The sequence below is a fragment of the Halococcus thailandensis JCM 13552 genome (assembly GCF_000336715.1).
In the GTDB taxonomy this organism is placed as follows: Archaea; Halobacteriota; Halobacteria; order Halobacteriales; family Halococcaceae; genus Halococcus; species Halococcus thailandensis.
In genome coordinates this window covers 261,518-284,824 of sequence record NZ_AOMF01000174.1, presented here as the reverse complement: position 1 = coordinate 284,824, position 23,307 = coordinate 261,518, and the positions used below count along the sequence as shown (strand labels likewise).

Annotated in this window: 24 protein-coding genes; 18 read left to right on the top strand and 6 right to left on the bottom strand. The window is 66.1% G+C overall.

Annotated features, from left to right (window positions below; all coding sequences use genetic code 11):
- The 3 genes from C451_RS18935 to C451_RS18925 all read left to right on the top strand — a co-directional run.
- Positions 1 to 1,079 (top strand): NRAMP family divalent metal transporter (locus tag C451_RS18935; RefSeq protein WP_007743162.1); only part of this gene is annotated, 1,079 nt, incomplete at its 5' end.
- 220 nt (positions 1,080 to 1,299) lie between these two features.
- Positions 1,300 to 3,237 (top strand): OPT family oligopeptide transporter, encoded by a 1,938-nt coding sequence (locus C451_RS18930; RefSeq protein WP_007743155.1) that lies wholly within the window; start codon positions 1,300 to 1,302, stop codon positions 3,235 to 3,237.
- Between the two features lie 2 nt (positions 3,238 to 3,239).
- Positions 3,240 to 3,593 (top strand): PqqD family protein, encoded by a 354-nt coding sequence (locus C451_RS18925; protein ID WP_007743154.1) that lies wholly within the window; start codon positions 3,240 to 3,242, stop codon positions 3,591 to 3,593.
- 76 nt (positions 3,594 to 3,669) lie between these two features.
- Here C451_RS18925 and C451_RS18920 read toward each other — a convergent pair whose 3' ends face one another.
- Positions 3,670 to 5,163, bottom strand: a complete 1,494-nt coding sequence (locus C451_RS18920; protein WP_241431259.1) for a S8 family peptidase — start codon at positions 5,161 to 5,163, stop codon at positions 3,670 to 3,672.
- A gap of 201 nt (positions 5,164 to 5,364) precedes the next feature.
- Between C451_RS18920 and C451_RS18915 the strand changes: the two genes are divergently transcribed.
- From C451_RS18915 to C451_RS18865, 11 genes are all read left to right on the top strand, one after another.
- Positions 5,365 to 5,550 carry an HVO_2753 family zinc finger protein gene (locus tag C451_RS18915; protein WP_007743147.1) on the top strand — a complete coding sequence of 62 codons (186 nt, stop codon included), beginning with the start codon at positions 5,365 to 5,367 and terminating at the stop codon, positions 5,548 to 5,550.
- 2 nt (positions 5,551 to 5,552) lie between these two features.
- Positions 5,553 to 5,819, top strand: coding sequence for an elongation factor 1-beta (locus C451_RS18910; RefSeq protein ID WP_007743145.1), 267 nt, complete (start codon positions 5,553 to 5,555; stop codon positions 5,817 to 5,819).
- A gap of 53 nt (positions 5,820 to 5,872) precedes the next feature.
- Positions 5,873 to 6,163, top strand: coding sequence for a 50S ribosomal protein L21e (locus tag C451_RS18905; RefSeq protein WP_007743139.1), 291 nt, complete (start codon positions 5,873 to 5,875; stop codon positions 6,161 to 6,163).
- Positions 6,160 to 6,516 (top strand): RNA polymerase Rpb4 family protein, encoded by a 357-nt coding sequence (locus C451_RS18900; RefSeq protein ID WP_007743138.1) that lies wholly within the window; start codon positions 6,160 to 6,162, stop codon positions 6,514 to 6,516. Before C451_RS18905 ends, C451_RS18900 begins: the two co-directional genes overlap by 4 nt.
- A 41-nt stretch (positions 6,517 to 6,557) precedes the next feature.
- Positions 6,558 to 7,130, top strand: coding sequence for a DUF655 domain-containing protein (locus C451_RS18895; protein WP_007743137.1), 573 nt, complete (start codon positions 6,558 to 6,560; stop codon positions 7,128 to 7,130).
- Positions 7,131 to 7,202: 72 nt separating this feature from the next.
- Positions 7,203 to 8,084: a 16S ribosomal RNA methyltransferase A gene (locus tag C451_RS18890; RefSeq protein ID WP_007743136.1), complete on the top strand. Its 882-nt coding sequence runs from the start codon at positions 7,203 to 7,205 to the stop codon at positions 8,082 to 8,084.
- A gap of 40 nt (positions 8,085 to 8,124) precedes the next feature.
- Positions 8,125 to 8,406 (top strand): hypothetical protein, encoded by a 282-nt coding sequence (locus tag C451_RS18885; RefSeq protein ID WP_007743135.1) that lies wholly within the window; start codon positions 8,125 to 8,127, stop codon positions 8,404 to 8,406.
- A 25-nt stretch (positions 8,407 to 8,431) separates the two neighbouring features.
- Positions 8,432 to 9,559 (top strand): mechanosensitive ion channel family protein, encoded by a 1,128-nt coding sequence (locus C451_RS18880; RefSeq protein WP_049913221.1) that lies wholly within the window; start codon positions 8,432 to 8,434, stop codon positions 9,557 to 9,559.
- Position 9,560: 1 nt separating this feature from the next.
- On the top strand, positions 9,561 to 10,130 hold the full coding sequence (locus C451_RS18875) for a HemK2/MTQ2 family protein methyltransferase (protein WP_007743133.1): 570 nt from the start codon (positions 9,561 to 9,563) through the stop codon (positions 10,128 to 10,130).
- 60 nt (positions 10,131 to 10,190) lie between these two features.
- Positions 10,191 to 11,195, top strand: a complete 1,005-nt coding sequence (locus C451_RS18870; RefSeq protein ID WP_007743129.1) for a 5-methyltetrahydropteroyltriglutamate--homocysteine methyltransferase — start codon at positions 10,191 to 10,193, stop codon at positions 11,193 to 11,195.
- Positions 11,192 to 12,247: a methionine synthase gene (locus C451_RS18865; protein ID WP_007743127.1), complete on the top strand. Its 1,056-nt coding sequence runs from the start codon at positions 11,192 to 11,194 to the stop codon at positions 12,245 to 12,247. The genes C451_RS18870 and C451_RS18865 overlap by 4 nt, the downstream gene beginning before the upstream one ends.
- A gap of 3 nt (positions 12,248 to 12,250) precedes the next feature.
- On the opposite strand, the gene C451_RS18860 is transcribed toward C451_RS18865, so the two are convergent.
- Positions 12,251 to 13,582, bottom strand: a complete 1,332-nt coding sequence (locus C451_RS18860) for a cytochrome P450 (protein ID WP_080503565.1) — start codon at positions 13,580 to 13,582, stop codon at positions 12,251 to 12,253.
- A 203-nt stretch (positions 13,583 to 13,785) separates the two neighbouring features.
- On the opposite strand from C451_RS18860, the gene C451_RS18855 reads away from it, so the two are divergent.
- Entirely contained in the window at positions 13,786 to 14,400 is a 615-nt protein-coding gene (locus C451_RS18855; protein WP_007743123.1) for a DUF6517 family protein, read from the top strand.
- Positions 14,390 to 15,325 carry an alpha/beta hydrolase gene (locus C451_RS18850; RefSeq protein WP_007743120.1) on the top strand — a complete coding sequence of 312 codons (936 nt, stop codon included), beginning with the start codon at positions 14,390 to 14,392 and terminating at the stop codon, positions 15,323 to 15,325. Before C451_RS18855 ends, C451_RS18850 begins: the two co-directional genes overlap by 11 nt.
- 307 nt (positions 15,326 to 15,632) lie before the next feature.
- Here the strand turns inward: C451_RS18850 and C451_RS18845 are convergent, their stop codons facing one another.
- A complete protein-coding gene (locus C451_RS18845) occupies positions 15,633 to 16,493 on the bottom strand; it encodes a 2-oxoacid:ferredoxin oxidoreductase subunit beta (protein ID WP_007743119.1) in 861 nt (286 codons plus the stop codon).
- The gene (locus C451_RS18840; protein ID WP_007743117.1) at positions 16,490 to 18,256 is read right to left on the bottom strand and encodes a 2-oxoacid:acceptor oxidoreductase subunit alpha; all 1,767 of its coding nucleotides are present in this window, start codon (positions 18,254 to 18,256) and stop codon (positions 16,490 to 16,492) included. Before C451_RS18840 ends, C451_RS18845 begins: the two co-directional genes overlap by 4 nt.
- A 179-nt stretch (positions 18,257 to 18,435) precedes the next feature.
- Between C451_RS18840 and C451_RS18835 the strand changes: the two genes are divergently transcribed.
- On the top strand, positions 18,436 to 19,077 hold the full coding sequence (locus tag C451_RS18835; protein WP_007743115.1) for an FAD-dependent oxidoreductase: 642 nt from the start codon (positions 18,436 to 18,438) through the stop codon (positions 19,075 to 19,077).
- 75 nt (positions 19,078 to 19,152) lie between these two features.
- Here C451_RS18835 and C451_RS18830 read toward each other — a convergent pair whose 3' ends face one another.
- Complete coding sequence (locus C451_RS18830) at positions 19,153 to 20,538, bottom strand: endonuclease/exonuclease/phosphatase family protein (RefSeq protein ID WP_007743113.1); 1,386 nt, start codon at positions 20,536 to 20,538, stop codon at positions 19,153 to 19,155.
- A gap of 217 nt (positions 20,539 to 20,755) precedes the next feature.
- Between C451_RS18830 and C451_RS18825 the strand changes: the two genes are divergently transcribed.
- Positions 20,756 to 23,128, top strand: coding sequence for an ATP-dependent DNA helicase (locus C451_RS18825; protein WP_007743107.1), 2,373 nt, complete (start codon positions 20,756 to 20,758; stop codon positions 23,126 to 23,128).
- A 6-nt stretch (positions 23,129 to 23,134) separates the two neighbouring features.
- On the opposite strand, the gene C451_RS18820 is transcribed toward C451_RS18825, so the two are convergent.
- Positions 23,135 to 23,281 carry a hypothetical protein gene (locus tag C451_RS18820; protein ID WP_049913220.1) on the bottom strand — a complete coding sequence of 49 codons (147 nt, stop codon included), beginning with the start codon at positions 23,279 to 23,281 and terminating at the stop codon, positions 23,135 to 23,137.
- Positions 23,282 to 23,307: the final 26 nt, after the last annotated feature.

Below are 23,307 nucleotides of genomic sequence, written 5' to 3'. Positions count from 1 at the left end.
TCGTCGACGCGGTACTGGCCGCGGGACTGGCACAGCTCACGATCATGAAGACGGTCGCCGGCGTCTCGGCGACGATCACGGGTATCGACGCACGCGTCTGGGCGGTCGTCTGGGCGCTCGTGCTCGCGGCCGGGCTCGCGGGCGGCGGCTATCGCCTCGCCGAGACGGGCGCGAAACTGCTCGTCTCGCTGGTCGTCCTCGCCTTCCTCGCCTCGCTGTTCGTCGTCCCGATCGATCTCTCGGCGGCGGCCGGCGGGCTCGTCCCGCGGATCCCCGCCGGCGTGGACGGCGCGCTCGTCGCCGCCGGTATCCTCGGTGGTGCGGTCCACGTCACGCTCGTGACGATGCAGTCGTACACGATGGACGCACACGGCTGGAGCCGTGACGACATCGATCTCGCCCGGTTCGACGTCGGTCTCTCGATGCTCGGCGCGTTCGGGATCTACAGCCTCGCCATCTTCCTCGTGGCCGCGTCGGTGCTCCACGGGCCGGGTGTCTCGGGAGCCGAACTGACCGCGACCGCGGCCGCGCAGGCGCTCGGCCCGCTCGTCGGCGACGCCGCGAGCTGGCTGTTCCTGATCGGCCTCTGGGGCGCGGCCGTCTCGACGCTCGGCGCGAACACGGTCGTTCCGCCCTATCTCCTCGCCGACAAGTTCGGCTGGGAGCGCGACGTCTCCGACAGCCGCTACCGGGCAGCTATCGTCGCCGTCGCGCTGGCGGGTATCGGCGGCGTCTTCATCGGCGGCGAGGCGTTCCCGCTGCTCGTGCTGACGCTCGCGTTCGGGCTCGTCGGCACGCCGTTCGCGCTCGCGGTCGTACTCTATCTGCTCAACGATCGCCAGGCAGTGCCGGAGACGAACTCGACGCTCGCCAACGTCGGCGGGCTCGCACTCGTCGGCGTCACCGCCGTCACGGCCGGCTCGTTCCTCCAGGAACAGGTCGCGAGCGGGCTGACACCGGTCACGCTGTTCGTGCTCGCGTTCGCCGCCGTGCTCACGGTCGCGACGCTGCTGTTGCTCGGGCTGTTCGTTCGCGATCGGTTCGACGGCACCGACACGGCCGCCGAATCGATGGGATAGATCGATTCTCGCAGTTCTTCTCCGGTCACTGGTCGACGATATACCGATTTTCAAGACGGCCGGGACTGCGTGCGATTGTTCCTTTCACATAGTTCGAGATTCGTAACGAATATCACGACAGAGTTGACGTTTGTTGTCTTGAGACACGATAGACAGCCGGTTAGCGAGGTCAGTGCGCAATTCTTTCCGTACTTGGGCAAATACTGCGGGGTAGTTTCACATGGAATCGGAGAACGAACCGCCATCGACCGGCGGTGTCGACCCGTACGTTGCGGCCGACACCAGCATGACCGAACTCTCGGTGAAGGCGGTCCTGCTGGGGCTCGTGCTCAACGTCGTTCTGATGGCGGCGAACGCCTATCTCGGGCTGCGTGCCGGGCTGACGATCAGCGCCTCCATCCCGGCGGCGGTCATCAGTATGGGACTGTTCTACGGCCTCTCGCGCATCGGCATCCAGGGGACGATCCTGGAGAACAACATCGTCCAGACGATGACGTCGGCCGGCTCGTCGCTGACCGCCGGCGTGATCTTCTCGCTCGCCGGCGTCGCCTTCCTCGGCGAGTCGATCGATATCGTCACCACCGCGGCGGTCTCGCTGCTCGGCGGGATCCTCGGCGTGCTGTTCATGATCCCGATGCGGCGCTATCTCATCGTCGAACAGCACCAGGAGCTCCCCTATCCCGAGGGGACCGCCTGTGCGGACGTGCTCCAGGCGGGCGAACACGGCGGGCGCGGCGTCCGGTTCGTCTCGATCGGGTTCATCGTGGGCGCGCTCTACACGGCGCTCGCGAACATCTGGGGCGTGATCCAGACGACGATCCAGGGGGCGTTCTCGGTGACGAACACCCGCGGCTTCGCGCTCGGTGGGGATTTCACGCCCGCGCTCGTCGGCGTCGGCTACATCATCGGGCCACGCATCGCGGCGTACATCCTCGGCGGCGGGCTGGTCTCCTGGATGATGCTGATCCCGCTGCTCGTCACCGGTGGGATGGTACCGCCCGACGCGGCCGGCGGGACGCTGTTCGAGCAGGCGAACGCGGTCTGGAGCAGCTACGTCCGCTACGTCGGCGCGGGCGCGATGATCGTCGGCGGGCTGTACGCGATCGCCTCGATGCGCTCGACGATCCTCGATGCGATCCGACTCGCGGGCGCGGAGTTCAGCGAGGGACTCAACGGGAACATGGACCGCAAACGCACCGCCCGCGACCTCCCGATGGCGATCGTCGTCGTCGGCGCGGCCATCGTCGCGATCTTGCTCGTCGTCATCCCGCAGGTCCGCGTCGGGCTGCTGGGCGCGCTCATCGCGGTGCTCGCGGCGTTCCTGTTCGTCGCGGTCTCCTCCTATCTCGTCGGCGTCGTCGGGAGTTCCTCGAACCCCGTCTCGGGGATGACCGTCGCGACGATCCTGATCGCCGCGGTCGTGCTCCGCTCGACCGGCGTTTCCGACCCGGTCATCGTGCTCGTCACGGGCTCGGTCGTCGCGATCGCGGCCGCGGTCGCCGGCGACACCTCACAGGACCTCAAGACGGGCTATCTGCTCGGCGCGACGCCGCGGAAACAGCAGATCGCCCAGCTCGTCGGGATCGGGCTGTCGGCGCTGTTCGCCGGCGGGATCATCGTCTTCTTCAACCAGGCCTACGGGCTCGGCAGCCAGACGCTCCCCGCGCCACAGGCCGGGCTCATGGCGCTGATCGCGGAAAGCGTCCTCAACGGGACGGCGAACTGGGGGATGGTGCTGATCGGCGCGACGTTCGCGGCCGTCCTCATCATGATGGACGTGCCGGTGTTGCCGTTCGCGGTCGGGATGTACCTCCCGATCAGCCTGGCGACGCCGATCTTCCTCGGCGGCGTGCTGAAGGCCATCGTCACTCGCTACGTCGAACGGACGGGTGACGAGGAAGCGACCGAACGCGCGACACTCAACGGCCGTATCGTGGCCGCGGGCTTGATCGCTGGCGAGGCGATCATGGGCATCGTCGTCGGCGCGATCCGGATCCTCGGCGTCGGCTCCGGCGGCGAGATCCCGTTCCCCGTCGGTATCGGCGACCAGCTCTCGCTGTGGCTCGGCGTCGCCGCCGTCGGCGGACTGCTCGCGTTCATCGCCGCGAGCACGATCCGTGGCGCGAGGGAGACCGACGACGTCGAGGAGCTCTACTGATCATGTCCGAAACCGAATCACAGGTACGTCGCCCGGTCCGGACGACCGAGGACTGGGACTGTGAGCGCGTCGATGGTGACCCGAACGTGACGATCCAGCGCCCGCGTCGGCCACGGAACCGCATCGACGAGTTCCTCTTCGATCTGTTCGATACGCCGACCGAGCGCGAACTCGAACTCGATGCGGTCGGCAGCATCGTCTGGCGTCACTGCGACGGCGAGACGACGACGGCTGCGATCGCCGACGAACTCGCCGCGAGAGTGCCCGACGAACGGATCGAACCCGTCGACGAGACGCTCTCGTACTTCCTCGCGCAGCTCGCCGAACTCGATCTGATTCGCTATCCGGCCGACTGATCGGATCGTTTCGAGCGGCTCGAAAACCCCGATCGTGGAGTGATGCAGAAGAAGCGATGGGAGAAGGGAGAGACCGTCAGTCGTCTTCGTCCTCGCCGTCTTCTTCACCGTCGTCTTCGTCGCCATCGTCATCTTCGTCGTCCCCGCCCTCCCCGCTGGCGGCACCGATGAGCGCGGTGAGATCGAGATGCCCGTCGCCGCGGTAATCGGCTTCGCCGATGTCGCGTGCGGTGTCGCGGAGCAGGTCCTCGACCGCCGCGACGCTCATTTCGGGACGCAACGATCGCACGAGTGCGACCGCACCCGTCACCTGTGGAGCGGCCATCGAGGTGCCGGCCTTGAATCCATAATCGGGCGAGACGTCGCCGTTCTCCTCGCTATAGACCGTCGAGAGCACGAGATCGTAGAACCATTTCGGGGAGTCAGCGTCGCCGTCGTTGGCTTCGTCCTGTGCATCGGGATCGAAGTTCCCGCCGGCTGCGCTCACGTCGACGACGCTCCCGCCGTACGTGGTGTACTTCGCCGGCTGTGTCGTCGGCTTGCGGAGGTTCTCGGATTCGAGCGCCTCCTCGGCCTCGATCTCGTCGTCGAACTCGTCGTCCCAGATGTAGCCGATCGGTCCCGTCGCCGACACCGCGAACACGCCGTCGGCCTCCGTCGGCACGCCGATCGTCTCCTCGGGATCGAGATCGACGGCGGAGTTGCCGGCCGAGTTGACGACGACCGTCCCCTGCTCGTTCGCGTAGCTGGCGGCACGGCCGTACAGTTTCTGGATCGCGACGAGTTCCGGATTCCTGTTCCCATCCGTCGCCGGAATGCCGAGACTCAGGTTCGCGGCGTCGCAGTTCGTCTCGGCGGCGTAGACGATCGCCGCCAGGATGTCGCCGGTCGCCGCGCCCTCGTTGCCGGGGCTGAACACGCGGAGCGCGAGCAGGTCGGTTCGCGGTGCGGTGCCGAGGATCCCGCCGCGTTCACCGTCGTAGTCGTTCGTCCCGGCGGTGATACCGGCGACGTGAGTGCCGTGATCGCTCGCGCCGCTGGCGAAGAACCCGCCGCCGTCGCCGGTGAAGTTCCGCGAGAGCTCCTCGTTCACCACCTCGTCGAGATCGGGATGATCGGCGTAGACCCCGCTGTCGATAACGGCGACCCGACTTCCCGCGCCGCGGGTCGTCTCGTGGACCTCCTCGGCGAGTTCCTGGGCGTGTTTGTCCCACTGAAGCGTGCGGCGGTCGGGAACCCCCGGCGTCTCCTCGTCGTCATCGTCGCGCTCGACGGCCGGCCCGTCGTCGCCGTCCCATTCGTCGTCGTGCGGGACGATCTCCACGTCGGGCGCGGTGGCGGCCGGACCGCCGACCTCGTCGGGATCGCCGGCAGCGACGAGAACGTCGATGTCGGCGAGATCGTGGATGATCTCCGTGTCCGCGGACACCGCCGAGCGATCGACCTCGCGGAGATCGATCAGGAAGCGTTTCTTCCCGCTGGCGGCCGAGACGGCCGTGGTCCCGAAGGCAAGCCCGGCACCCGCCATGCCGGTCAATCGAAGGAACGTCCGACGGCTATGGTCTACCATACCATCACATACGATCACATCGATCGTATAAAAAATTAGTTAAGGGAATCCTATACGAACCGCGTCTCGCAGGAGTACACGCTACTGGGCAACGTCGGGAGGGGAAGGGAGGGAGAGCAGGGGGAGGGACCGCGATCGGCACGGTCGCGTACGGCGATCGGCTTTCGACAAGACTTAACCCGCGGGTACACAGGTTGCGGTATGAGCGAGAGCGACTCCGCATCGACGCAGTCGCGGACCTGCGTCTCCTGTGGTATCGACGTCTCCGGAACCAACGCCGCCGCCTTCGACTGTCCCGATTGCGGGACCCGCATCCGCCGGTGTGCGACCTGCCGCAAGCAGAGCAACCTCTACGAGTGTCCCGACTGCGGGTTCACGGGGCCGTAACGATGGGGAAGGTCGCCGCGAAGCTCAAGGTGATGCCCGAGAGCCCCGAAGTCGATCTCGACGACCTCCAAGAGGAGCTGGAGGACTCGCTACCCGAGGGTGCGAAGATCAACGGCTTCGAGCGCGACGACGTCGCCTTCGGGCTGGTCGCGCTGCTGCCGACGGTGATCGTTCCCGACGACGCGGGTGGGACCGAATCGGTCGAGGAGGCCTTCACCAGCGTCGGTCGTGTCGAGAGCGTCGACGTGCAGAACGTCGGCCGGATATAGTTCGCCGTCCCGGAACACACGTTTTATACGGGCCGCTCTGCAACGCAGGCCATATGCCGAACTCCAAGGGCCCACTCAAGAAAACCCGGAACAAACTCTCCAACGACCCGCGAGAGCGTGGTACCTCGCCGCCCCAGCGCGCCATCGAGGAGTTCGACGCCGGCGATCGCGTCCATCTCAGTCTCGATCCGAGCGTGCCGGACGGCCGGTTCCATCCCCGGTTCGACGGCCACACCGGCGAAGTGCTCGACGAGCAGGGGCGCGCCTACCGCGTGCGCATCACCGACGGCGGGAAGGAGAAGACGATCATCGTCACCGCCGCCCATCTCCGCCGGCAGGAATGACGATCTTCAAGGAGAAACTCGACGAGGAGTATCTCACGCTCGCCGAGACGAAGGAGCTGCTCGCCGACATCGAGGCCGAGCGCGCCGCCGACGAGGAGCGCGAGATGCGCTACGAGCTCGCCCGTGCCATCGACCACGTCAACCGCTTTGCGGATCTGACGATCGAGGAGGCTCGTGAGTTCGTCGACGAACTCGAATCCCAGGAGAAGATCGACGAGTCGACCGCGTACAAGATCGCCAATCTGAAGCCCGCCAACCGCGACGAGCTCCGCGCCGTCTTCGCCCAGGAGCGCTATTCGCTGTCGGGCGACGAGCTCGACGCCGTTCTCGACGTGGTCGCCCGCTACGACTGAGCGGGACGGGTTTAAGTGTATCCTCGGCGTAGGCGGACGCTATGAGCGATGTCGAAAGCGACGAGGCCGGCGAGCACCGTGCCGTCGTCCTCGATATGTTGCCGACCGGCCGTCCCGACGACGACCGGCCGCCACAGCAGAAATCGCCGCTCGCGTTCGCCCTCGGCGAGGACGATTTCCTGCTGTCGGAGCTCACGCTCGCCGAGGACGCCGACATCGGCTTCAGCGATCGGATCCGGCCCGACGACCCGGTCATCGAAGCGACACACGCCATCGAGTTCGACGCGCTGCCGAACGCCGCCCGCTCGGAGCTCGAATACGCGATCGAGGACACCATCGACCGCGACGAGCAGCGGTTCGTCGATTTCTACAACGACGCCCAGCCGATCACCCTCCGGCTGCATCAGCTCAACCTCCTGCCGGGGATCGGGAAGAAACTCAGGAACTCGATCCTCGACGAGCGCAAGCGAAAACCGTTCGAGAGCTTCGACGAACTCGAAGAGCGCGTCGCCGGGCTCCACCGCCCGAAGGAGATCCTCGTCGAGCGCATCCGCGAGGAGCTGCGCGACGACGATCTGAAGTACCGCATCTTCGTCGGCCGCGACGAGGAGTGAATAGGGTTTTGTCGGCCGCGTCGCTATCGTCGCCATGAACCAGCGAGCGTCGAGCGCGGCCGTGGCGGGCGGATGGCGATGAGTCACGGACGCGACGCCGACGAACGAGACCACGATCAGCAGCGCGATCCCGATGCATTGCTCGCACGGGCGGGCGTGCGCGCCGACACGGACCAGGATCAACATTTCCTTGTCGACGATCGCGTGCTCGACCGCCTGGCGTCCCACACTACCGAACTCGACACGAGCCACGTCCTGGAGATCGGTGCTGGCACGGGTGCGCTGACCGCTCGCCTGCTCGACCGCGCCGAGCGCGTGACGGCCGTCGAGCGCGACAGCCGCCTCGCCGCCTTCCTCCGCGAGGAGTTCGCCGACGCAGTCGCCGCGGGACGTCTGACCGTCGTCGAGGGCGACGCGCTCGCCGTCGATCTGCCCGATTTCACGGCTTCGCTGTCGAACCTCCCCTACGGGATTTCGAGCGAGGTCCTGTTCCGACTGCTGCCCCGCAAGCGACCGCTGGTCGTCACCGTCCAGCGGGAGTTCGCCGAGCGGATGGTCGCGGCTCCCAACACCGAGGACTACGGCCGGCTGTCGGTGACGGCGGGCCACTACGCCGACTGCGAGATCGTCGAAACCGTGCCTCCGGCAGCGTTCTCGCCGCCGCCGGCCGTCGAGAGCGCCGTCGTGCGGACCACGCCCCGCGAGCCCGATTACAGCGTTCCCGAGGAACCCTTCCTCGCGTTCGTCAGGGGCGTGTTCACCCAGCGGCGCAAGACGCTGCGCAACGCGATCCGAAACACGGGCCACATCACGGGTATCGAACGGCCCGAAGCGGTCGTCGAGGCCGCCGACGAGGAACTGCTGGGCAAGCGTGCGGGCGAACTCGCCCCCGAGCAGTTCGCCGCGCTGACGGAGCTGGCGATCGAACACACCGACGTCGCTCCTCCGAAATGACTGCGTTCAGCGAAATCATGCTCGACGCCGTATCTGACGAATGGGTGGGATCGGGCCGGTGGAACGCGGCGAGCCGGGAGAACGGTTCACGATTCCTGTCGGTCGAACGAACACGGCACGTGCATGCACGAAACCGAAACGTCTCACGAGCGTGTTCAACTACATGGCGTTCATCGAGGGCCTCCGTGAGACGCTCGGCGCGGACACTGCCAGTGCGGAGTCCGACGACGAAGAATTCCAGTGTATCGACTGTTATGCCGAATTCGACGAGCGAAAGCGACTCTGTCCGAAGTGTGGTGGCGAGGAGTTCGAGCGCGTCTGAGGCGGCTGTCGGGGTGCGATAGCCGATGTTAGTGCCCGAGTTCCTCCGCTCCATCCAGAAGGCGTATCTCTCGTCGACCGGCGGACAGCTGCTCGGCAGTCTCGGCGCGCTGGTCGTCCTAACCGGTATCGTGCTGGTCGTCAGACGAGCCGGAAAGCCGCTCAAGCGACGGTATAGCTCGCGGCTCACCGAAGCACTCCAGGCCGGCGTCGTGGCCGTCTGCGTCGTCGGCACCGTCTACTGGCTGATGGTCGTCTGGCGAGTGGTGCCGGCCATCGGGCTGGTGCTCGACGCGCTCTCGGTGAACCGCTGGACCGGCGCTCGACTGCTGCTCATCGCCGGCGTGATCGTCCTGGCCTATCTGCTGATACGGCTTCTCAACCGCTCGATCGACCGGCTGGCCGAGGAGTACGGGGCGATCACCGACCACCAGAGCGAGGTCGCCTACCACGTCGCCGACGTCGGTGTGGCCGTGGCCGCGCTGTTCGTCGTGCTCGCGATCTGGGGGATCGAACTCAGCCGACTCTTCCTCAGTGCGGGGGCGCTCGGCGCGGTCGTCGGACTGGCTGCCCGAGAGACGATCGGTTCGATCACGGCCGGCTTCGTTCTCCTCTTCTCGCGCCCGTTCCGCGTCGGCGACTGGATCGTCGTCGAGGAGTACGAGGGGATCGTCAGGGACGTCACGATCGTCAACACCGAGATCCGGACGTTCAACGACGAGCACGTGCTGATCCCGAACGACCAGATCACGAGCGAGCCGCTCGTCAATCTCTCTGAAAACAACCGCCTGCGGGTCGACACCGAGATCGGGATCGACTACGCGACCGATCTCGACGACGTGATCGCGCTCGCCGAGGAGACGATGGCGGAGATGGAGGAGCCACGATCGGTACCCTCGCCCCAGGCCGTGTTGAAGGAGCTCGACGAGTCGAGCATCGTCCTCGAGGCGCGCTTCTGGATCGACGATCCGAGCTCGCGGCGCGTCTGGGGGACCAAGACCGCGTTCATCCAGGCGATCAAGGAGGCGTTCGACCGCGAGGGGATCTCGATCGCCTACCCGCAGCGCGTGCTCGCCGCCCGCGACGAGGGCGGCGAGGTCGGCCCGCACGCCGAACACGGCAGCCTCAGCCCCGCGACGGACGGAGGTGAGTAGCGTGGGACTCGACGAGCGCCGCGAGCGCGAGAAGGTCTATCAGCCGGCCGAGGACTCGCACCTGCTGGCGACGGCCGCCCGCGACGAGGTCACCCCCGCCGATCGCGCGCTCGACGTCGGAACCGGATCGGGCTACGTCGCGACCGCGATGGCCGAGACCGGTGCGACGGTCTACGGCGTCGATCCGAACCCACATGCCTGTCGGCAGGCCCGCGAGAGCGGTATTCGGGTGGTGCGGGGCGATCTCACCGAACCCTTTGGGGAGGATGTATTCGATCTCGTGACGTTCAACCCACCCTATCTGCCGACGACGCCCGAGGAAGCGGTCGACGACTGGATGGAGGTGGCGCTCGCGGGCGGCGAGAGCGGACGCGCGGTGATCGAGCCGTTTCTCACCGGCGTCGGGCGGGTGCTTAGCCCGGAGGGGCGGGTACTCATGCTCGTGAGCAGCCTGAGCGGGTTCGACACCGTCGTCGAACTGGCGAACGAGGCCGGCTTCACGGCGACGACCGTCGACCAGGACTCGTTCCCGTTCGAGACGCTCTCGATCCTCCGTCTCGACCGCGAGTGATTACCTGAGTGCATAATCGCGAGTAGCAAATATTAAGCGCCGTCATTCCCCATCCCACCTATGACGGAATTCGTCGCGACGACGCCCGGCGTGTTTCCGCTGCCCGACTGGGCGAAAGACCAGTTGGGGAGCCTGAAGGGCCACCAGAAGGAGGACCTCGTCGACGGGAGCGAGGGGACCGAGATCACGGACGTCTACGAAGAGACCCGAGCGACCGTCGCCGACTGGCAGGCGACCGCCGGACTCGATAGGGTCGTGGAGGGACAGCTCCGCTGGGACGACATGCTCGCTCACCCGCTCTGCGTCCACGACGCCGTCGAGACGAGAGGGATCGTCCGCTACTACGACAACAACAACTTCTACCGCGAGCCGGTCGTCTCCGGCGAACTCACCTTCGACGGTGACCTCGCCGACGATCTCGACGCGCTCGGCGAACTCGCCCCCGATACGCCGACGCAGGCGGTCGTTCCCGGTCCGTACTCGCTGTCGGAGCTCGCCACCGACGAGTTCTACGGCGACGAGGCGGCGTTCCTCGACGCCATCGCGAACTTCCTCGCGGGCGAGGTGCGGGCGTTCTCGGACGTCGAGACCGTCTTCGTCCTCGAACCGTCGCTCGTGACGAGCCCGCCCGGCGACGGCGAGGACGAACGCGCGAGCGAGGCAATCGACCGCGTGGCCGACGCGACCGACGCCGACGTCGTGGTCCAGACCTACTGGGGCGCGCTCACCGAGAAGGTCCACGCCCACCTGCTCGACGCGGACATCGACGCCGTGGGCTACGACTTCGTCACGAACCACGAGGACAATCTCTACAACATCAACGAGTACGGGACGAAAGAGGGGATCGCGCTCGGGCTGGCCGACGGCCAGAACACGCTGGTCGAAGAGCCCGAAAAGATCGCCGAGCGCGTCGCGTGGGTCGACGAGCAGACGCCCGGTGCGGAGTTCGAAACCATGTACGTCACTACCAACACCGAACTGTTCTACCTGCCGGTGAGTCGCTGCGTCGAGAAGCTCGAAGCGCTGGCCGCGGGCGCTGCCCGCGCCGCGGAGGTGGCCCGATGAGCCGCGAGCAGTTCCGGCCGGCCGACCACCCGAACGAGCACTTCATCCTCACCACCGTCGTGGGGAGCTATCCGAAACCGAAGTGGCTCGATCGCGTGCGCGAACTCCACGACGAACCCGAGGGCGAGTTCGACGACGGCGAGTGGGAGGAGGCGACCGACGACGCTGCCCGCCTCATCACTCACGAGCACGAGCGCGCGGGCCTCGACGCCGTCGTCGACGGCGAGATGAGACGGAACGAAATGGTCGAGTTCTTCGCCGATCGCATCGAGGGCTACGAGTTCAACGGTCCCGTCAAGGTCTGGGGTCACAACTACTTCGACAAACCCTCCGTCGTGAACGACGTCGAGTACGACGACTCCTGGCTCGTCTCGGAGTTCGAGTTCACCGACGGCGTGGCCGATCGCCCGGTGAAGGTCCCCATTACGGGCCCCTACACGCTCGCCAGCTGGAGCTTCAACGAGGCCTACGACGACGATCGTGAGCTCACGCTCGCGCTCGCGGACCTCGTCAACGAGGAGATTCGAAAGCTGGTTGATGCCGGGGCACGCTACATTCAGATCGACGAACCCGCCCTCGCCACGACGCCCGACGATCACGCGATCGTCGGCGAGGCGCTCGACCGCATCGTCGCCGACCTCCCCGAGGAAGTACGGATCGGCCTGCACGTCTGCTACGGCGACTACTCGCGGATCTACCCCGAGATCCTGGAGTTCCCGATCGACGAGTTCGACGTCGAGCTCGCCAACGGCGACTACGAGCAGTTGGACGTGTTCAAAGAGCCCGAGTTCGATCTCGATCTCGCACTCGGCGTCACCGACGTCCACGTCGCCGAGGTCGAATCGGTCGCCACGATCAAGGCGAACATCCAGAAGGGCCTGGAGATCGTCCCGCCCGAGCGACTGACGGTGAGCCCCGACTGTGGCGTGAAGCTCCTCCCGCGAGACGTGGCCTACGGCAAGATGGAGAACATGGTCATGGCCGCCCGCGAGGTCGAGCGTGAGCTCGACGCCGGCGAGATCGAAGTCGGTGCGGCGGTCGCCGACGACTGATCGCTACTGACGCTCGCGGATCGACATCTCGACCGGATCGGCGGGATGGAGCGTCAGCGTCGGCAGGAAGTCGAACGAGGCGCTCGATTCGAGGTCGAGGTGGTAGTCCTGTGCGACGGTGCCGATGATGAACTTCGCCTCGAGCAGCGAGAGCTGTTTGCCGATGCACGACCGTGGGCCGGCACCGAACGGGAAGTACGAATAGCTCGGGCGCTCGTTCCGGCGCGCGGGTTTCCAGCGGTCGGGATCGAACGTGTCGGGATCGTCGTACCAGCGGGGATCGCGGTGGATGGCCCACTGAGGGAGCATCAGCAGCGAGCCTTGCGGCAGGCGATAGCCGCCGAGATCGACCGGCTCCTTCGCAGTTCGAAAGAGGGTGTACACCGGCGGGTAGAGCCGCATCGCCTCGTTGAGCACGCGATCGGTGTAATCGAGCCGTCGCACCGTCTCGCTCGTCGGCGGCTCGCCGCCCAGCACCGTGTCGAGTTCGTCGTGGAGTCGCGCTTCGATCTCGGGATGGCGCGCGAGGAGATGCCAGGTGTAGGTGAGCGCGAGCGCCGTCGTGTCGTGGCCCGCGAGCAGCATCGTCATCATCTCGTCGCGGATCAGTTCGCGATCGACCTCGGCGCTCTCTGACTGTGCGTCGAACAGCAGCGAGAGCATGTCCGGCCCGTCGGCGTGTGGCTCCTGACGGTCGCGCAGGACGTCCCGGAGGACGCTTTCGAGAACGTCGATCGACTGGCGATACTCGCGCTGTTCGCGCGTCGGCACCCACTCGGGCATCAGGAAGCCACGGATCGTCGGACTGAACTGATCGCCGACGGGCTGGAGGCTCTCCTGGACGCGATCGATCGTCGTGTCGTCGAGTTCGACGCCCATCATCGCGCTGGTGATGATCTTGAGGGTGACTTTCGCCATCGCGATGTCGACCTGGATGGTCTGGCCCGTCTCCCATCCGGCGGCCATCTCAGCGGCGTACTCGGCCATCAGCCCCGCACAGTCGTCGAGTCGGCTCCTGAGAAACGCCGGCTGCATCCGCTGGCGCTCGCGTTTCCACGTCCCGCCTTCGCTGAGCAACAGGCCGTCGCCGAGGAGGTTGCCGAGCGTGTCTGCCTGGAACTGGGGTTTGCGGTAGGAATCCTCGTCGCTGACGAGCACGCGCTCGATGTCGTCCGGGTTCGTCAGCATGTACGCCTGCTCGGGACCGAGCGTGAACTGCGCGATGTCGCCGTAGGCGTCCCGAACCGCCGTTATGAACCGCAGCGGGTCCTGTGCGTAGTGATACGAGTTGCCGACCACCGGCAACCCCTTCGGTCCGGGAGGGGTCGTACTCATACCGAAAACAGGGGCCAAAACCACTTGAACGGGCGGAATTGACGGGAAATCGGCACTTTCGTATCGGTAGCGAACGGTCGCCCGTTCGACGATATCGTCGGACGATCTCTTCTCTCCCTCGGATGAGCTATCTTCTCTCCGAGATATAGTAGACCGGGAATACCGTGGGTAACCGTCTTATTCCTCAAGACTCTCTCGGGCCCATGCGCCGTCTCCGTCTCGCGCTCGCGCTGGTCGTTCTCGTCGTGGTGAGCGGCTGTACGCTCCCCGGTGGTCAGCTCACCGCCGAGGCGAACCCCGTTGCGGTCGGGAACGACACCCTCGATCGGACGGGCTACGCGCTCGACGACAGCGCCACGATCGCGCTCAACGAGACGGTCGGGATCGACGGCGAGGACCGTACAGTCGGTGTGAAAAACCACATCGAGACGTACGCACACGGCGATCACGCGGGGCGATTCGCCGTCTTCAGTACGCCGAGCCCCGAGGCGAACGGAACGCCGATAAACCCGTTCGCGAAGCCGTCCGAGCGCCGCGACGTGGGCCGGATGCTCGGCGAAGTGAACAACACGAGCGCGCTGACGGTCGAAAACCGCCAGAACGTCACGCTGGTCGGCCAGCCGACGGAACTGGTGACGTACGCGACGACCAACCGCTCCGCCAACGGGACGACACCGGTGTACGTCCACGTCGCAGTCGTCCAGAACGGCGGTGATGCGGTGGTCGCCGTCGGCGTCAATCCGCAGTCGATCGATGCCGCCGATGCGACGAAACGGTTAGTCGAAGGCGTCGAATATGGGAAACAGCATGAAGGGTGAACTCGATCCACAGGTCGCACAGCTGCTCGATCTCCTGAACGAGTACGACATCTCGCTGTCGGGCGACGTCGCCGAATCGCGCCAGCAGCTCGATCGAATGCTGGAACTCGCGGGTGACGATCCCGTGGACGTAGGGCGAGTCGCCGACGTCACGATTCCGGCCGACGGGCGCGAGCTGCCGGCACGGGCGTACGTGCCCGCTGGCGAAGGACCGTTTCCGACGGTGGCCTTCTTCCACGGAGGGGGGTTCGTGCTCGGGAGTCTGGACGGCTACGACAACCTCTGTCGATTGCTGGCCAAGCGCAGCGACTGTCTGGTGGTGTCGGTCGACTACCGGCTCGCGCCGGAGCATCCGTGGCCGGCGGCGCTGGAAGACGCCTACGCGGCGACGAACTGGCTCGCGAGCAACGCCGAGCGGTTTTCGGGCGACGGCGATCGGCTGGCGGTCGCGGGCGACAGTGCCGGCGGGAACCTCTCGGCGACGGTCTCGCTACTGGCCCGCGAGCGCGGGATGCCCGATATCGACGGACAGATCCTGCTGTACCCGGCGACGACGTATCTCGAGCCGATGGATTCGCGCGCGGAGAACGCCTCGGGCTACTTCCTCACCGCCGAGGACCTGCTGTGGTTTCTGGATCAGTACATCGAGAACGAACTCGACGCACACAATCCGCTCGCCTTCCCGCTCGCGGCACGCGATCTCACCGACCTCCCGTCGGCCTTCGTCATGACCAACGGGTTCGATCCGCTGCGCGACGAGGGGATCGCCTACGCCGACCGACTTCGGGAAGCCGGCGTCGCTGTCGAGCACACGAACTACGAGTCGATGATTCACGGATTCCTCAACATGGAGGGGATCGTCGACCGCGCGTACGACGGTATCGACGAGATCGCGGCCTATCTCCGCGACGAACTCGGCGAGTGATCTGCGACCGCCACGCGGCAGCGGCGCGGTCGCTGTGGCGGTGCGGTTGCGGCCGCGGCGGATAGTTGTCCTGGTGGACGAAGGGCGAACGAGCGAACGGAGTGAGCGAGGAGGGCTTCGGCGGATGCGGTGCTGTGCGGTTGAGGTGCGGTGCCGTGGTGAATCAATATCCGCGCGAACGTAGTGAGCGCGGTTCACCGTGAACGAGCGCGAAGCGCGAGTGAACGGGAGTTTTTAGTCGAGGTTTTTGCGAGGGGTTGAGCGCGCGAGTGAAACGAGCGCGCGACACCCCGAAGTAAAAAAGTCGTTAGTAGAACTCGCGGACGAGGTCGGTGGCGTCCTCGGGAGCGCCGTCGGGGATGTCGGCCATGTTCGAATCGAGGCCGTGGCGTTCGTTGTAGGGGACCGAGTCCTCGTCCTGGTAGATGACGCCCTGGTATTCGGTGTCGTTGGTGATCTTCTCGCGGGCGGCGTCGCGATCGGTCGGATCGTGGTCCTCGTCCTCGACATCGACGATGGTGTCGCGGAAGTAGTCGTAGGTATCGACGTCGTTGAACGTCACGCAGGGGCTGTAGACGTTGACGAAGCCGAAGCCGTCGTGCTCGACAGCCTGCTGGACGATCTCCTCGTGGCGCTGGGCGTCCGAGGAGAACGATTGGGCGATGAACGTGCCGTCGGCCGCGAGCGCGAGCGCGAGCGGGTTGACGGGTGACTGCTTCGGACCGTCCGGCGAGGTCGAGGTCTCGAAGTCCTCGCGGCTGGTGGGCGAGAACTGACCTTTGGTGAGGCCGTAGATGCGGTTGTCCATCACGACGTAGGTCATGTCCATGTTGCGCCGCGCGGCGTGGACGAAGTGGCCCGCACCGATCGAGTAGCCGTCGCCGTCGCCGCCCGAGACCATCACTTCGAGGTCGGGGTTGGCGCTTTTGACGCCGATGCCGACGGGGAGTGCGCGTCCGTGGACGCCGTGGAGCGCGTAGCTGTGCATGTACGTGCCGATCTTGCCCGAGCAGCCGATGCCGGCGACGATGAAGGTGTTGTCGGGGTCGTTACCCGTGTTGGCGAGCGCCTTCATCATCCCGTTCATGGTGCCGAAGTCGCCGCAGCCCGGACACCACGTCGGCTGTTTGTCGGACTTGAAGTCGGTGAATCTGACGTCTGAGCTCATGTGGGGACCTCCTGTGGCGTGTCGAGTTCGTCCGTGATCCGCTCGGCCAGTTCGTCGGCCTTGAACCGCACGCCGTTGTACTTGTTTATCCGCTTCAGTCGTGTAAGCGTGTCGTGTTCGATGACGTCGGCGAACTGCCCCGTCGCGTTACACTCGACGACGATGACGTCGTCGGCGGCCTCGATCTCCTCGCTGAGATCCGGCCGTGGGAACAGATACGGCACCGAGATGAACCGGATCGAGACGTCCGCTTCGTCGAGGAAGCCGATCGCCTCGCGCATCGCGCCCTCGTTCGAGCCCCACGAGAGCACGAGCGTGTCGGCGTCGGGATCCCCGAACTCGCGGTAATCCCACTCCTCCTCTTCCTTCGCCGTCTCGACCTTCTGGGTTCGCTTGTCGACCTGCTCGATGCGCACTTCCTGTTCTTCGGTGCGTCGGCCGAGTTCGTCGTGTTCGAGACCGGTCGTCATGTGTGCGCCGCCCGACGTCCCGGGTAGCGTTCGCGGGCTGATGCCGTCGGCGGCGGGGAAGTGTGGCTGGAACTGGTCTGCGTCGTTGAGCCACGTGTCGATCTCGTCCTCGCCGACGAGCTTGCCGCGGTCGATCTCGACGGCGTCCATGTCGAACTCCTCGGGGGCGAACGTCTGCTCGGTGACCGCCAGCGCGAGATCCGAGACCAGATAGACGGGTGTCTGGTACTTCTCGGCGTAGTTGAACGCCTCGATCGTCTTGTGGAAACACTCGGACACCGTCGTCGGCGCGACCACGAACCGCGGGATCTCGCCGTGGCCGCCGAACAGCGTCATGTTGAGATCGCCCTGTTCCTGCTTGGTCGGCATCCCCGTCGAGGGGCCCGAGCGCATCACGTCACAGATCACGAGGGGGGTTTCGCTCTGGGCGACGAGGCCGAACGTCTCGGCCATCAGGTCGATCCCCGGGCCCGAGGTGGCGGTCATCGCCCGCGCACCGGCCCGTGCCGCGCCGAGGGCCATGTTGATCGCCGAGAGTTCGTCCTCGGTCTGCATCACGTGGCCGCCGTAGCGCTCCAGTCGCCCCTTGAGATACTCCATCACGTCCGTCGCGGGGGTGATCGGATAGCCCGAATAGAACCGACAGCCGGCGGCGATCGCGCCCATGCCGATGGCTTCGTCGCCGTTCAGGAGGACGTAGTCGTTGTCGGTGGTCTCGATGTCGTAGCCGAACTCGTCGCGGTCGTACTCCTCTTGTACGTACTCCTCGCCGAGACGGGCAGCCTCCTGGTTGTTGTCGATGATCGACTGGCCCTTGTCGCCGAACCGTTTTTCGAGCGCCTCGTCGAGGTTGTCGATCGGGAAGTTCGCGACCTCGCAGGCCGCCCCGAGCGCGACGATGTTCTGCATGATCGCCCCGCCGGCGTCCTCGGCGAGCGATTTGAGCGGCACGGGCAGATCGATCATCCCCTCGGGCGCTTCGAAGTCCTCCATCATCGTCCGCTCGCCGTCGTAGATGATGACCGAGCCCTCGTGGAGCTCGTCCATGTTTTCTTCCACTGTTCGCTGTGTGAGCGCGATGAGGACGTCGAGTCTATCGACGACCGACTCGACGCGTTCGGTCGAACTGCGGACCTTGTAGGCGGTGTAGCCGCCGCGGATGCGCGAGGCGAAGTCCTTCGAGGTGAAGACCTGTCGGCCCGCACGCGAGAGCGCTTGGGCGAAGATCTTCCCCGTCGAATTGATGCCGTCGCCGGCCTCCCCACCGATGGCCCAGTTCAAATCATCTGGCATGTGCTGGCCCCGACTACGCCATCTGCGGACGAAAAGGCTTCGGAACGACCATCAACATTTTCGACGGATACAGTTCCGCCACGGCCCGCAGCACCTGCCAAACCCATGGATGCGACGTGTTTGCGCCGTGTTGCTCGCCGAATCGAAGTCCATTTGCCCGGGCCTCGCCGAGTGCCGACATGGAGCCAACACGCACTCGCATCCGCGCCGTCCGGGACGTCGGCCCGGACGCCATCGCGCTCGATCTCGAAACGCCGGCGGAGTTCGACGCCCGACCGGGCCAGTTCGTCAAGCTCTCGCTCGACGTCGATGGCGAACGTCTCTCGCGGTTCTACACGCTCTCCTCGCCGGGCGTCGAGGAAGCATTCGAGATCACCGTCGCCGTCGATCCCGATGGCGACGTCGGTCCGAAACTCGCTTCCATGGAACCCGACGACACGATCGTCGTCGCCGGGCCCTTCGGCAACGCCTACTACGAGGACGAATCCCGCACGACCGTCCTCGCCGGCGGGCCGGGCGTCGGCCCCGCCATCGGTATCGCCGAGCGCACGCTCGCCGACGGCGGGGAGAGCGCCGTCGTCTACCGCGACGACGATCCCATCCACGACGAGCGCCTCACGGCCCTCGAGGAGGCGGGCGCTGTCGTCACCGTTCTCGACGGCGACGAACCGATGACCGACGCCGTCGCCGACGTGCTCGCGGGCACGCCCGACGAACAGGTGCTCGTCTACGGCTTCGCCGACTTCCTCGACGCCGCCACCGACGCGCTCCAGGCCGCCGGCGGCGACCCCGACCGCGCGAAAGTCGAGAACTTCGGCTGAACTTTCGCTCGGGAGTCATGCGGATATCGGACGAAAACTGCCGATCGATTTTCCCGCCTGTCGTGCCGTCGCAGCTCAATCGTCGCTGTCCGATCCGTCCTCCTCAGCTCCATCGTCTTTCTCGTCTTCCCTCTCATCTCCAGCCTCCTCTTCATCTTCTTCGCGTTCTTCGTCCTCGCGATCGTCTTCGTCATCCTCATCGCCATCGTCGGTATCGTCGCCATCTTCGTTTTCGCCATCACCATCGTCCCGCTCGGGGTCGTCGTCCACCTCCTCGCGCTCGATCGGGACGTTCGCCCAGACGAGTCGGTGATCCGAGGCGGTACGAACGGCGTCGAGCAATCCCCGCTCGGTCGTCGCCGCGCTCGGCCAGACGACCGACGTCCGGCCACGACCGAGATCGGGTGACGGGAGCACGTAGTCGACCTGAGAACCGAACTCGGCGGTCCAGAAGCGCGAGCGCGGTTCGTTCTTCGCCGCGCCGCCGGGGCTCGTCGGGAACGGCGTGGCGACGAACCCGTCGTTCTCGACGAAATACTCCGTGGCAGCGTTGAGAGTCTCTGCCTCACCGGGTGCGGCGTTCATGTCGCCCATCAGCACGTACGAATCATCTTCGAGACCGCCCTGCCGTCCGCTGTCGTCGTAGATGTAGTCGGCACCGGCGGCGTAATCGGCCAGCAGACGGATCTCGTCGTGATTGCGCTTGCCGTTGAAGTTCCCGTTGCCGTCGAAGACGGGCGGTGTCGGGTGGGCGGCGAGGGCGTGGACGACCTCGTCGCCGATCTCGATCGGGACGTCGATGTGTGTCTTCGAGGAGAGACGGAACTCCTCGGCCTCGGCGTCCGAGAGGTAGTTGTTCGTGCTCGGATCGCGCGGGAGCAGGTTGTCCGGCATGTCCTGCCAGAGGAATTTTCGGAACGTTCGGATCGCGTCCCGACGGATGGGAAATCGACTGAGGATCGCCAGACCGTATTTGCCGGGGAACTCCCCGAACCCGTAGGCGTCGTTGCCGTAGGTTCGATCGCCGGACGTCTCGTCGACCGTACCGTTGTTGTCGAGATCGAGCCCGCTGGCGACGCCCGTGTTCGTCGTCGGCATGACCGTCTGTGGATACTCGATCCCCCGGAGATCGGAGCGCTGAGGAACGCTGAGGTAGTTCTCGACGAACGCGCGGGCGTTCGAGGGCGACGATGGGACGTCCTTGACCCGACTCGCCTGACGATTGTTGGTCAGCTCGTTGAGCACCAGTACGTCCGGACGGATCTCCTGGATGACGCGTGCTGCGGCGGCGGCCTGTTCGTCGCCCGACGACTGCACCTGCTCGGTGCGGAGGTCGACGACGTTGTAGGTCGCGAACGTGACCGGTTCGTCGTCCCCGCCGTCCGCACTGACGGTTCCAGTCCCGATGGCGACTGTGCCGGCGATCGCGAGGAAATCACGTCGTGTGACAGTCGGTCGCATGAGTGTGGATCGTGCCCGTGCCACAAAAAACCTACCAAAGATGGTAAAAATACAACTATTTTCGGCAACGATTTCTGGCCGATAGCCAGCAGCGGACGGATGTTTAAATCGTTGTAATCGCCTGCCGAGATGTCGGCAATCGCATCGTCGAGCCACGATGCTGCCGGCCACGAGCGAAGCCCTATAACGAATGGCGCACGACCCTCGCATATGACCGATGAGCGGTGAGAAATCCGCCGCCACCCACGGGAGCGACGAGCCGTCATGGCGGGCGCGCTTCGGCTACGAGCAGCCCTACGATGGCCAGGCCGACGCCATCGAGACGGCCATCGAGACGGGTGCTGAAGGCGGCTATCTCGTCATGGAGGGGGCCTGCGGAACGGGCAAGACGATGGCCGCGCTCACCGCCGCCGGAACCCTGCTCCGTGAGACCGACCGGTACGACAACGTGCTGGTCGTGACGCCGGTCAAACAGCAGCGCCGGCAGTTCATCGACGATCTGCGGACGATCAACGCCGGGCTCGACGATCCCCTCTCCGGGCTCGCACTCGTCGGCAAACCCACTCTCTGCCCGTACGAGCGCGCGGGAGCGCTCGATCGGGGCACTCAGGACGCCTGCGAGGACCTCCGGGAGAACACCGCTGGCCTGGTCGCCCACGACGGCGGCGGTGACGTCTGGTGGGACAGCGCCCGCGCGGGCGAACTCGTTGCCGAAGCCCGCACCGACGCCGATTCGTGGCGCACGCTCGACGACAACCTCTCGACGGCCGGCCAGACGGCCCCCTATCCGACCGCACGGCCGACCGCACCGGACTCGCTCAGTGAGAGCGACCAGCCCTACTGCCCGTTCGAGGCCGACTGGTACGCCCGCGACAAATCCGTTCCCGTGGCCTTCGACGACGACGAAAATCACGTCGTCACCACCGACGAACTGCTCGCCGGTGCGGTCCCCAGGGGAACCTGCCCACATCGTGCGATGGGAACGCTGCTCGACGACGCCGACGTGGTGGTCGGCAACTACAACCACCTGTTCGACCCGCGAACGCGCGCGCTCACCGACGGCGTGGTCGACGATCGGACGTTCGTCATCGTCGACGAGGCTCATCGACTGGAGGGACGGGTGCGTGATCTCCTGAGCGATCGAATCGGGATCCAGTCGCTCCGGCGCGCGCGAAACGATGTCTCCCATCTCAGCACGCTCGCGGGCCAGTCGCGCGAGCACCGCGAGGAGATCGCCACGCAGCTCGCCAGCTACGAGGTCGGCACCGACGAGCTTCAGCGGGCCAGCGAGTTCTTCGACGACGCCATCGACTGGCTCGATCGCCGCGTCGAACGCTATCTCGCGGACGAATACGGTGATCTCGACCGCGCGGCCGAAGGAGGACGACTACCCGAAAACGTCGAGATCCCGCTGCGCGATCCCGAGACGGACGAGACCGACGCGTTCTCGGAGTGGGCGAACGAGCAGTATTCGGCCGGGTTCTGCAAATCGCTCCACACCATCGGCGCGGCCGCCGCGGACGCGCTCGATTCGCTCGATCCCCAGCGCTCGACGGTCTGTGGCGACGTCGGCCGCATCGTGACTCGCTGGTGGACGCGCGATCACGCGAGCTACTTCCGAGAGATCACGCTCTCGCGGACCGACCGCGAGCGCGTCGAGGGCTGGGAGCGTCACTACACCGCTGGACTGGTCTGCTACGACTGCCTGCCCGCCGAGGATCTCCGCGAGCGGTTTTCGGATCTCGGCGGCGGCGTGCTGATGAGCGCGACGCTCGAACCGATGGACGTCCTGCGCGAGTGCATCGGTCTTGATCGCCTCATCGAGACCGCGGACGACGAGAGCGACGACCGCGAGCGCCCGATCGCCACGCGAACCTACGATCTCGCCTATCCCGAAACGAATCGTGCGAGCTGGATCGTCGACGCACCGGCCTTCACCGCGCGCAATCGCGGGCCACCCGGCGAGGAAAGCGAGGTTCGGGAGACCTACGCCTACGCGCTTCGGGAGCTCGCCCGCAGTCCGGGCAACGTCCTGGTCTGCATGCCGAGCTACCGCGAGGCCGCGTGGGCGCACGACCGCCTCGCCGACGCGGTGGCGAAACCGGTGCTCCTCGACGAGCCATCGAGCGACGAGGCCACCGAGGAACTCAAGCAGGAGTTCTTCGCCGACGACGGCAAGGTCCTCGTCACCTCCACGCGCGGCACGCTCACCGAGGGTGTCGATTACGATGGCGAAAAACTGAGCGCGTGTGCGGTCGTCGGCGTCCCGCTCGTCAACGTGGCCTCACCGCGGATCCGGGCCGTGCGGCGGGCCTATGGTTCGGCCTTCGGCGACGAGCACGCCTTCGAGTACGCGCTCACGGTGCCCGCCGTGCGCCGCGCGCGACAGGCCATCGGCCGGGTGATCAGAGGGCCCGAGGAGGTCGGGGTGCGCGCGCTCGTCGACGAACGCTACACGCCGGATGCACCCCGATCGGTTCACGAGTATCTCCCGCCCGCCGAGCGCGACGAGTGGCGAACGATGACCCCGATGTTTCTCGACTCACAGCTCGAACGGTTCTGGGACGGTCACGAGCGGCCGAACCAGTAAATTCCGTCAGCTGTCGTCATCGTCGCCGACGAATCGGAGCGCCACGCCCGCGATGATGACGCCGACACCGGCGACGGCGCTCAGAATGGGTGGTACTGGCAGGAAGAGCAGGGCGACACCGGCGAGGATCAACCACGTCGAACGAGCGACCATACCCGAACTCCACGCGCGGCCCACAT

Coding starts and splice junctions, on each gene's coding strand:
- C451_RS18930 (WP_007743155.1), top strand. CDS start 1,300: ATGGAATCGGAGAACGAACCGCCATCGACCGGCGGTGTCGACCCGTAC.
- C451_RS18925 (WP_007743154.1), top strand. CDS start 3,240: ATGTCCGAAACCGAATCACAGGTACGTCGCCCGGTCCGGACGACCGAG.
- C451_RS18920 (WP_241431259.1), bottom strand. CDS start 5,163: ATGGTAGACCATAGCCGTCGGACGTTCCTTCGATTGACCGGCATGGCG.
- C451_RS18915 (WP_007743147.1), top strand. CDS start 5,365: ATGAGCGAGAGCGACTCCGCATCGACGCAGTCGCGGACCTGCGTCTCC.
- C451_RS18910 (WP_007743145.1), top strand. CDS start 5,553: ATGGGGAAGGTCGCCGCGAAGCTCAAGGTGATGCCCGAGAGCCCCGAA.
- C451_RS18905 (WP_007743139.1), top strand. CDS start 5,873: ATGCCGAACTCCAAGGGCCCACTCAAGAAAACCCGGAACAAACTCTCC.
- C451_RS18900 (WP_007743138.1), top strand. CDS start 6,160: ATGACGATCTTCAAGGAGAAACTCGACGAGGAGTATCTCACGCTCGCC.
- C451_RS18895 (WP_007743137.1), top strand. CDS start 6,558: ATGAGCGATGTCGAAAGCGACGAGGCCGGCGAGCACCGTGCCGTCGTC.
- C451_RS18890 (WP_007743136.1), top strand. CDS start 7,203: ATGGCGATGAGTCACGGACGCGACGCCGACGAACGAGACCACGATCAG.
- C451_RS18885 (WP_007743135.1), top strand. CDS start 8,125: ATGGGTGGGATCGGGCCGGTGGAACGCGGCGAGCCGGGAGAACGGTTC.
- C451_RS18880 (WP_049913221.1), top strand. CDS start 8,432: ATGTTAGTGCCCGAGTTCCTCCGCTCCATCCAGAAGGCGTATCTCTCG.
- C451_RS18870 (WP_007743129.1), top strand. CDS start 10,191: ATGACGGAATTCGTCGCGACGACGCCCGGCGTGTTTCCGCTGCCCGAC.
- C451_RS18865 (WP_007743127.1), top strand. CDS start 11,192: ATGAGCCGCGAGCAGTTCCGGCCGGCCGACCACCCGAACGAGCACTTC.
- C451_RS18860 (WP_080503565.1), bottom strand. CDS start 13,582: ATGAGTACGACCCCTCCCGGACCGAAGGGGTTGCCGGTGGTCGGCAAC.
- C451_RS18855 (WP_007743123.1), top strand. CDS start 13,786: ATGCGCCGTCTCCGTCTCGCGCTCGCGCTGGTCGTTCTCGTCGTGGTG.
- C451_RS18850 (WP_007743120.1), top strand. CDS start 14,390: ATGAAGGGTGAACTCGATCCACAGGTCGCACAGCTGCTCGATCTCCTG.
- C451_RS18845 (WP_007743119.1), bottom strand. CDS start 16,493: ATGAGCTCAGACGTCAGATTCACCGACTTCAAGTCCGACAAACAGCCG.
- C451_RS18840 (WP_007743117.1), bottom strand. CDS start 18,256: ATGCCAGATGATTTGAACTGGGCCATCGGTGGGGAGGCCGGCGACGGC.
- C451_RS18835 (WP_007743115.1), top strand. CDS start 18,436: ATGGAGCCAACACGCACTCGCATCCGCGCCGTCCGGGACGTCGGCCCG.
- C451_RS18830 (WP_007743113.1), bottom strand. CDS start 20,538: ATGCGACCGACTGTCACACGACGTGATTTCCTCGCGATCGCCGGCACA.
- C451_RS18825 (WP_007743107.1), top strand. CDS start 20,756: ATGAGCGGTGAGAAATCCGCCGCCACCCACGGGAGCGACGAGCCGTCA.
- C451_RS18820 (WP_049913220.1), bottom strand. CDS start 23,281: ATGGTCGCTCGTTCGACGTGGTTGATCCTCGCCGGTGTCGCCCTGCTC.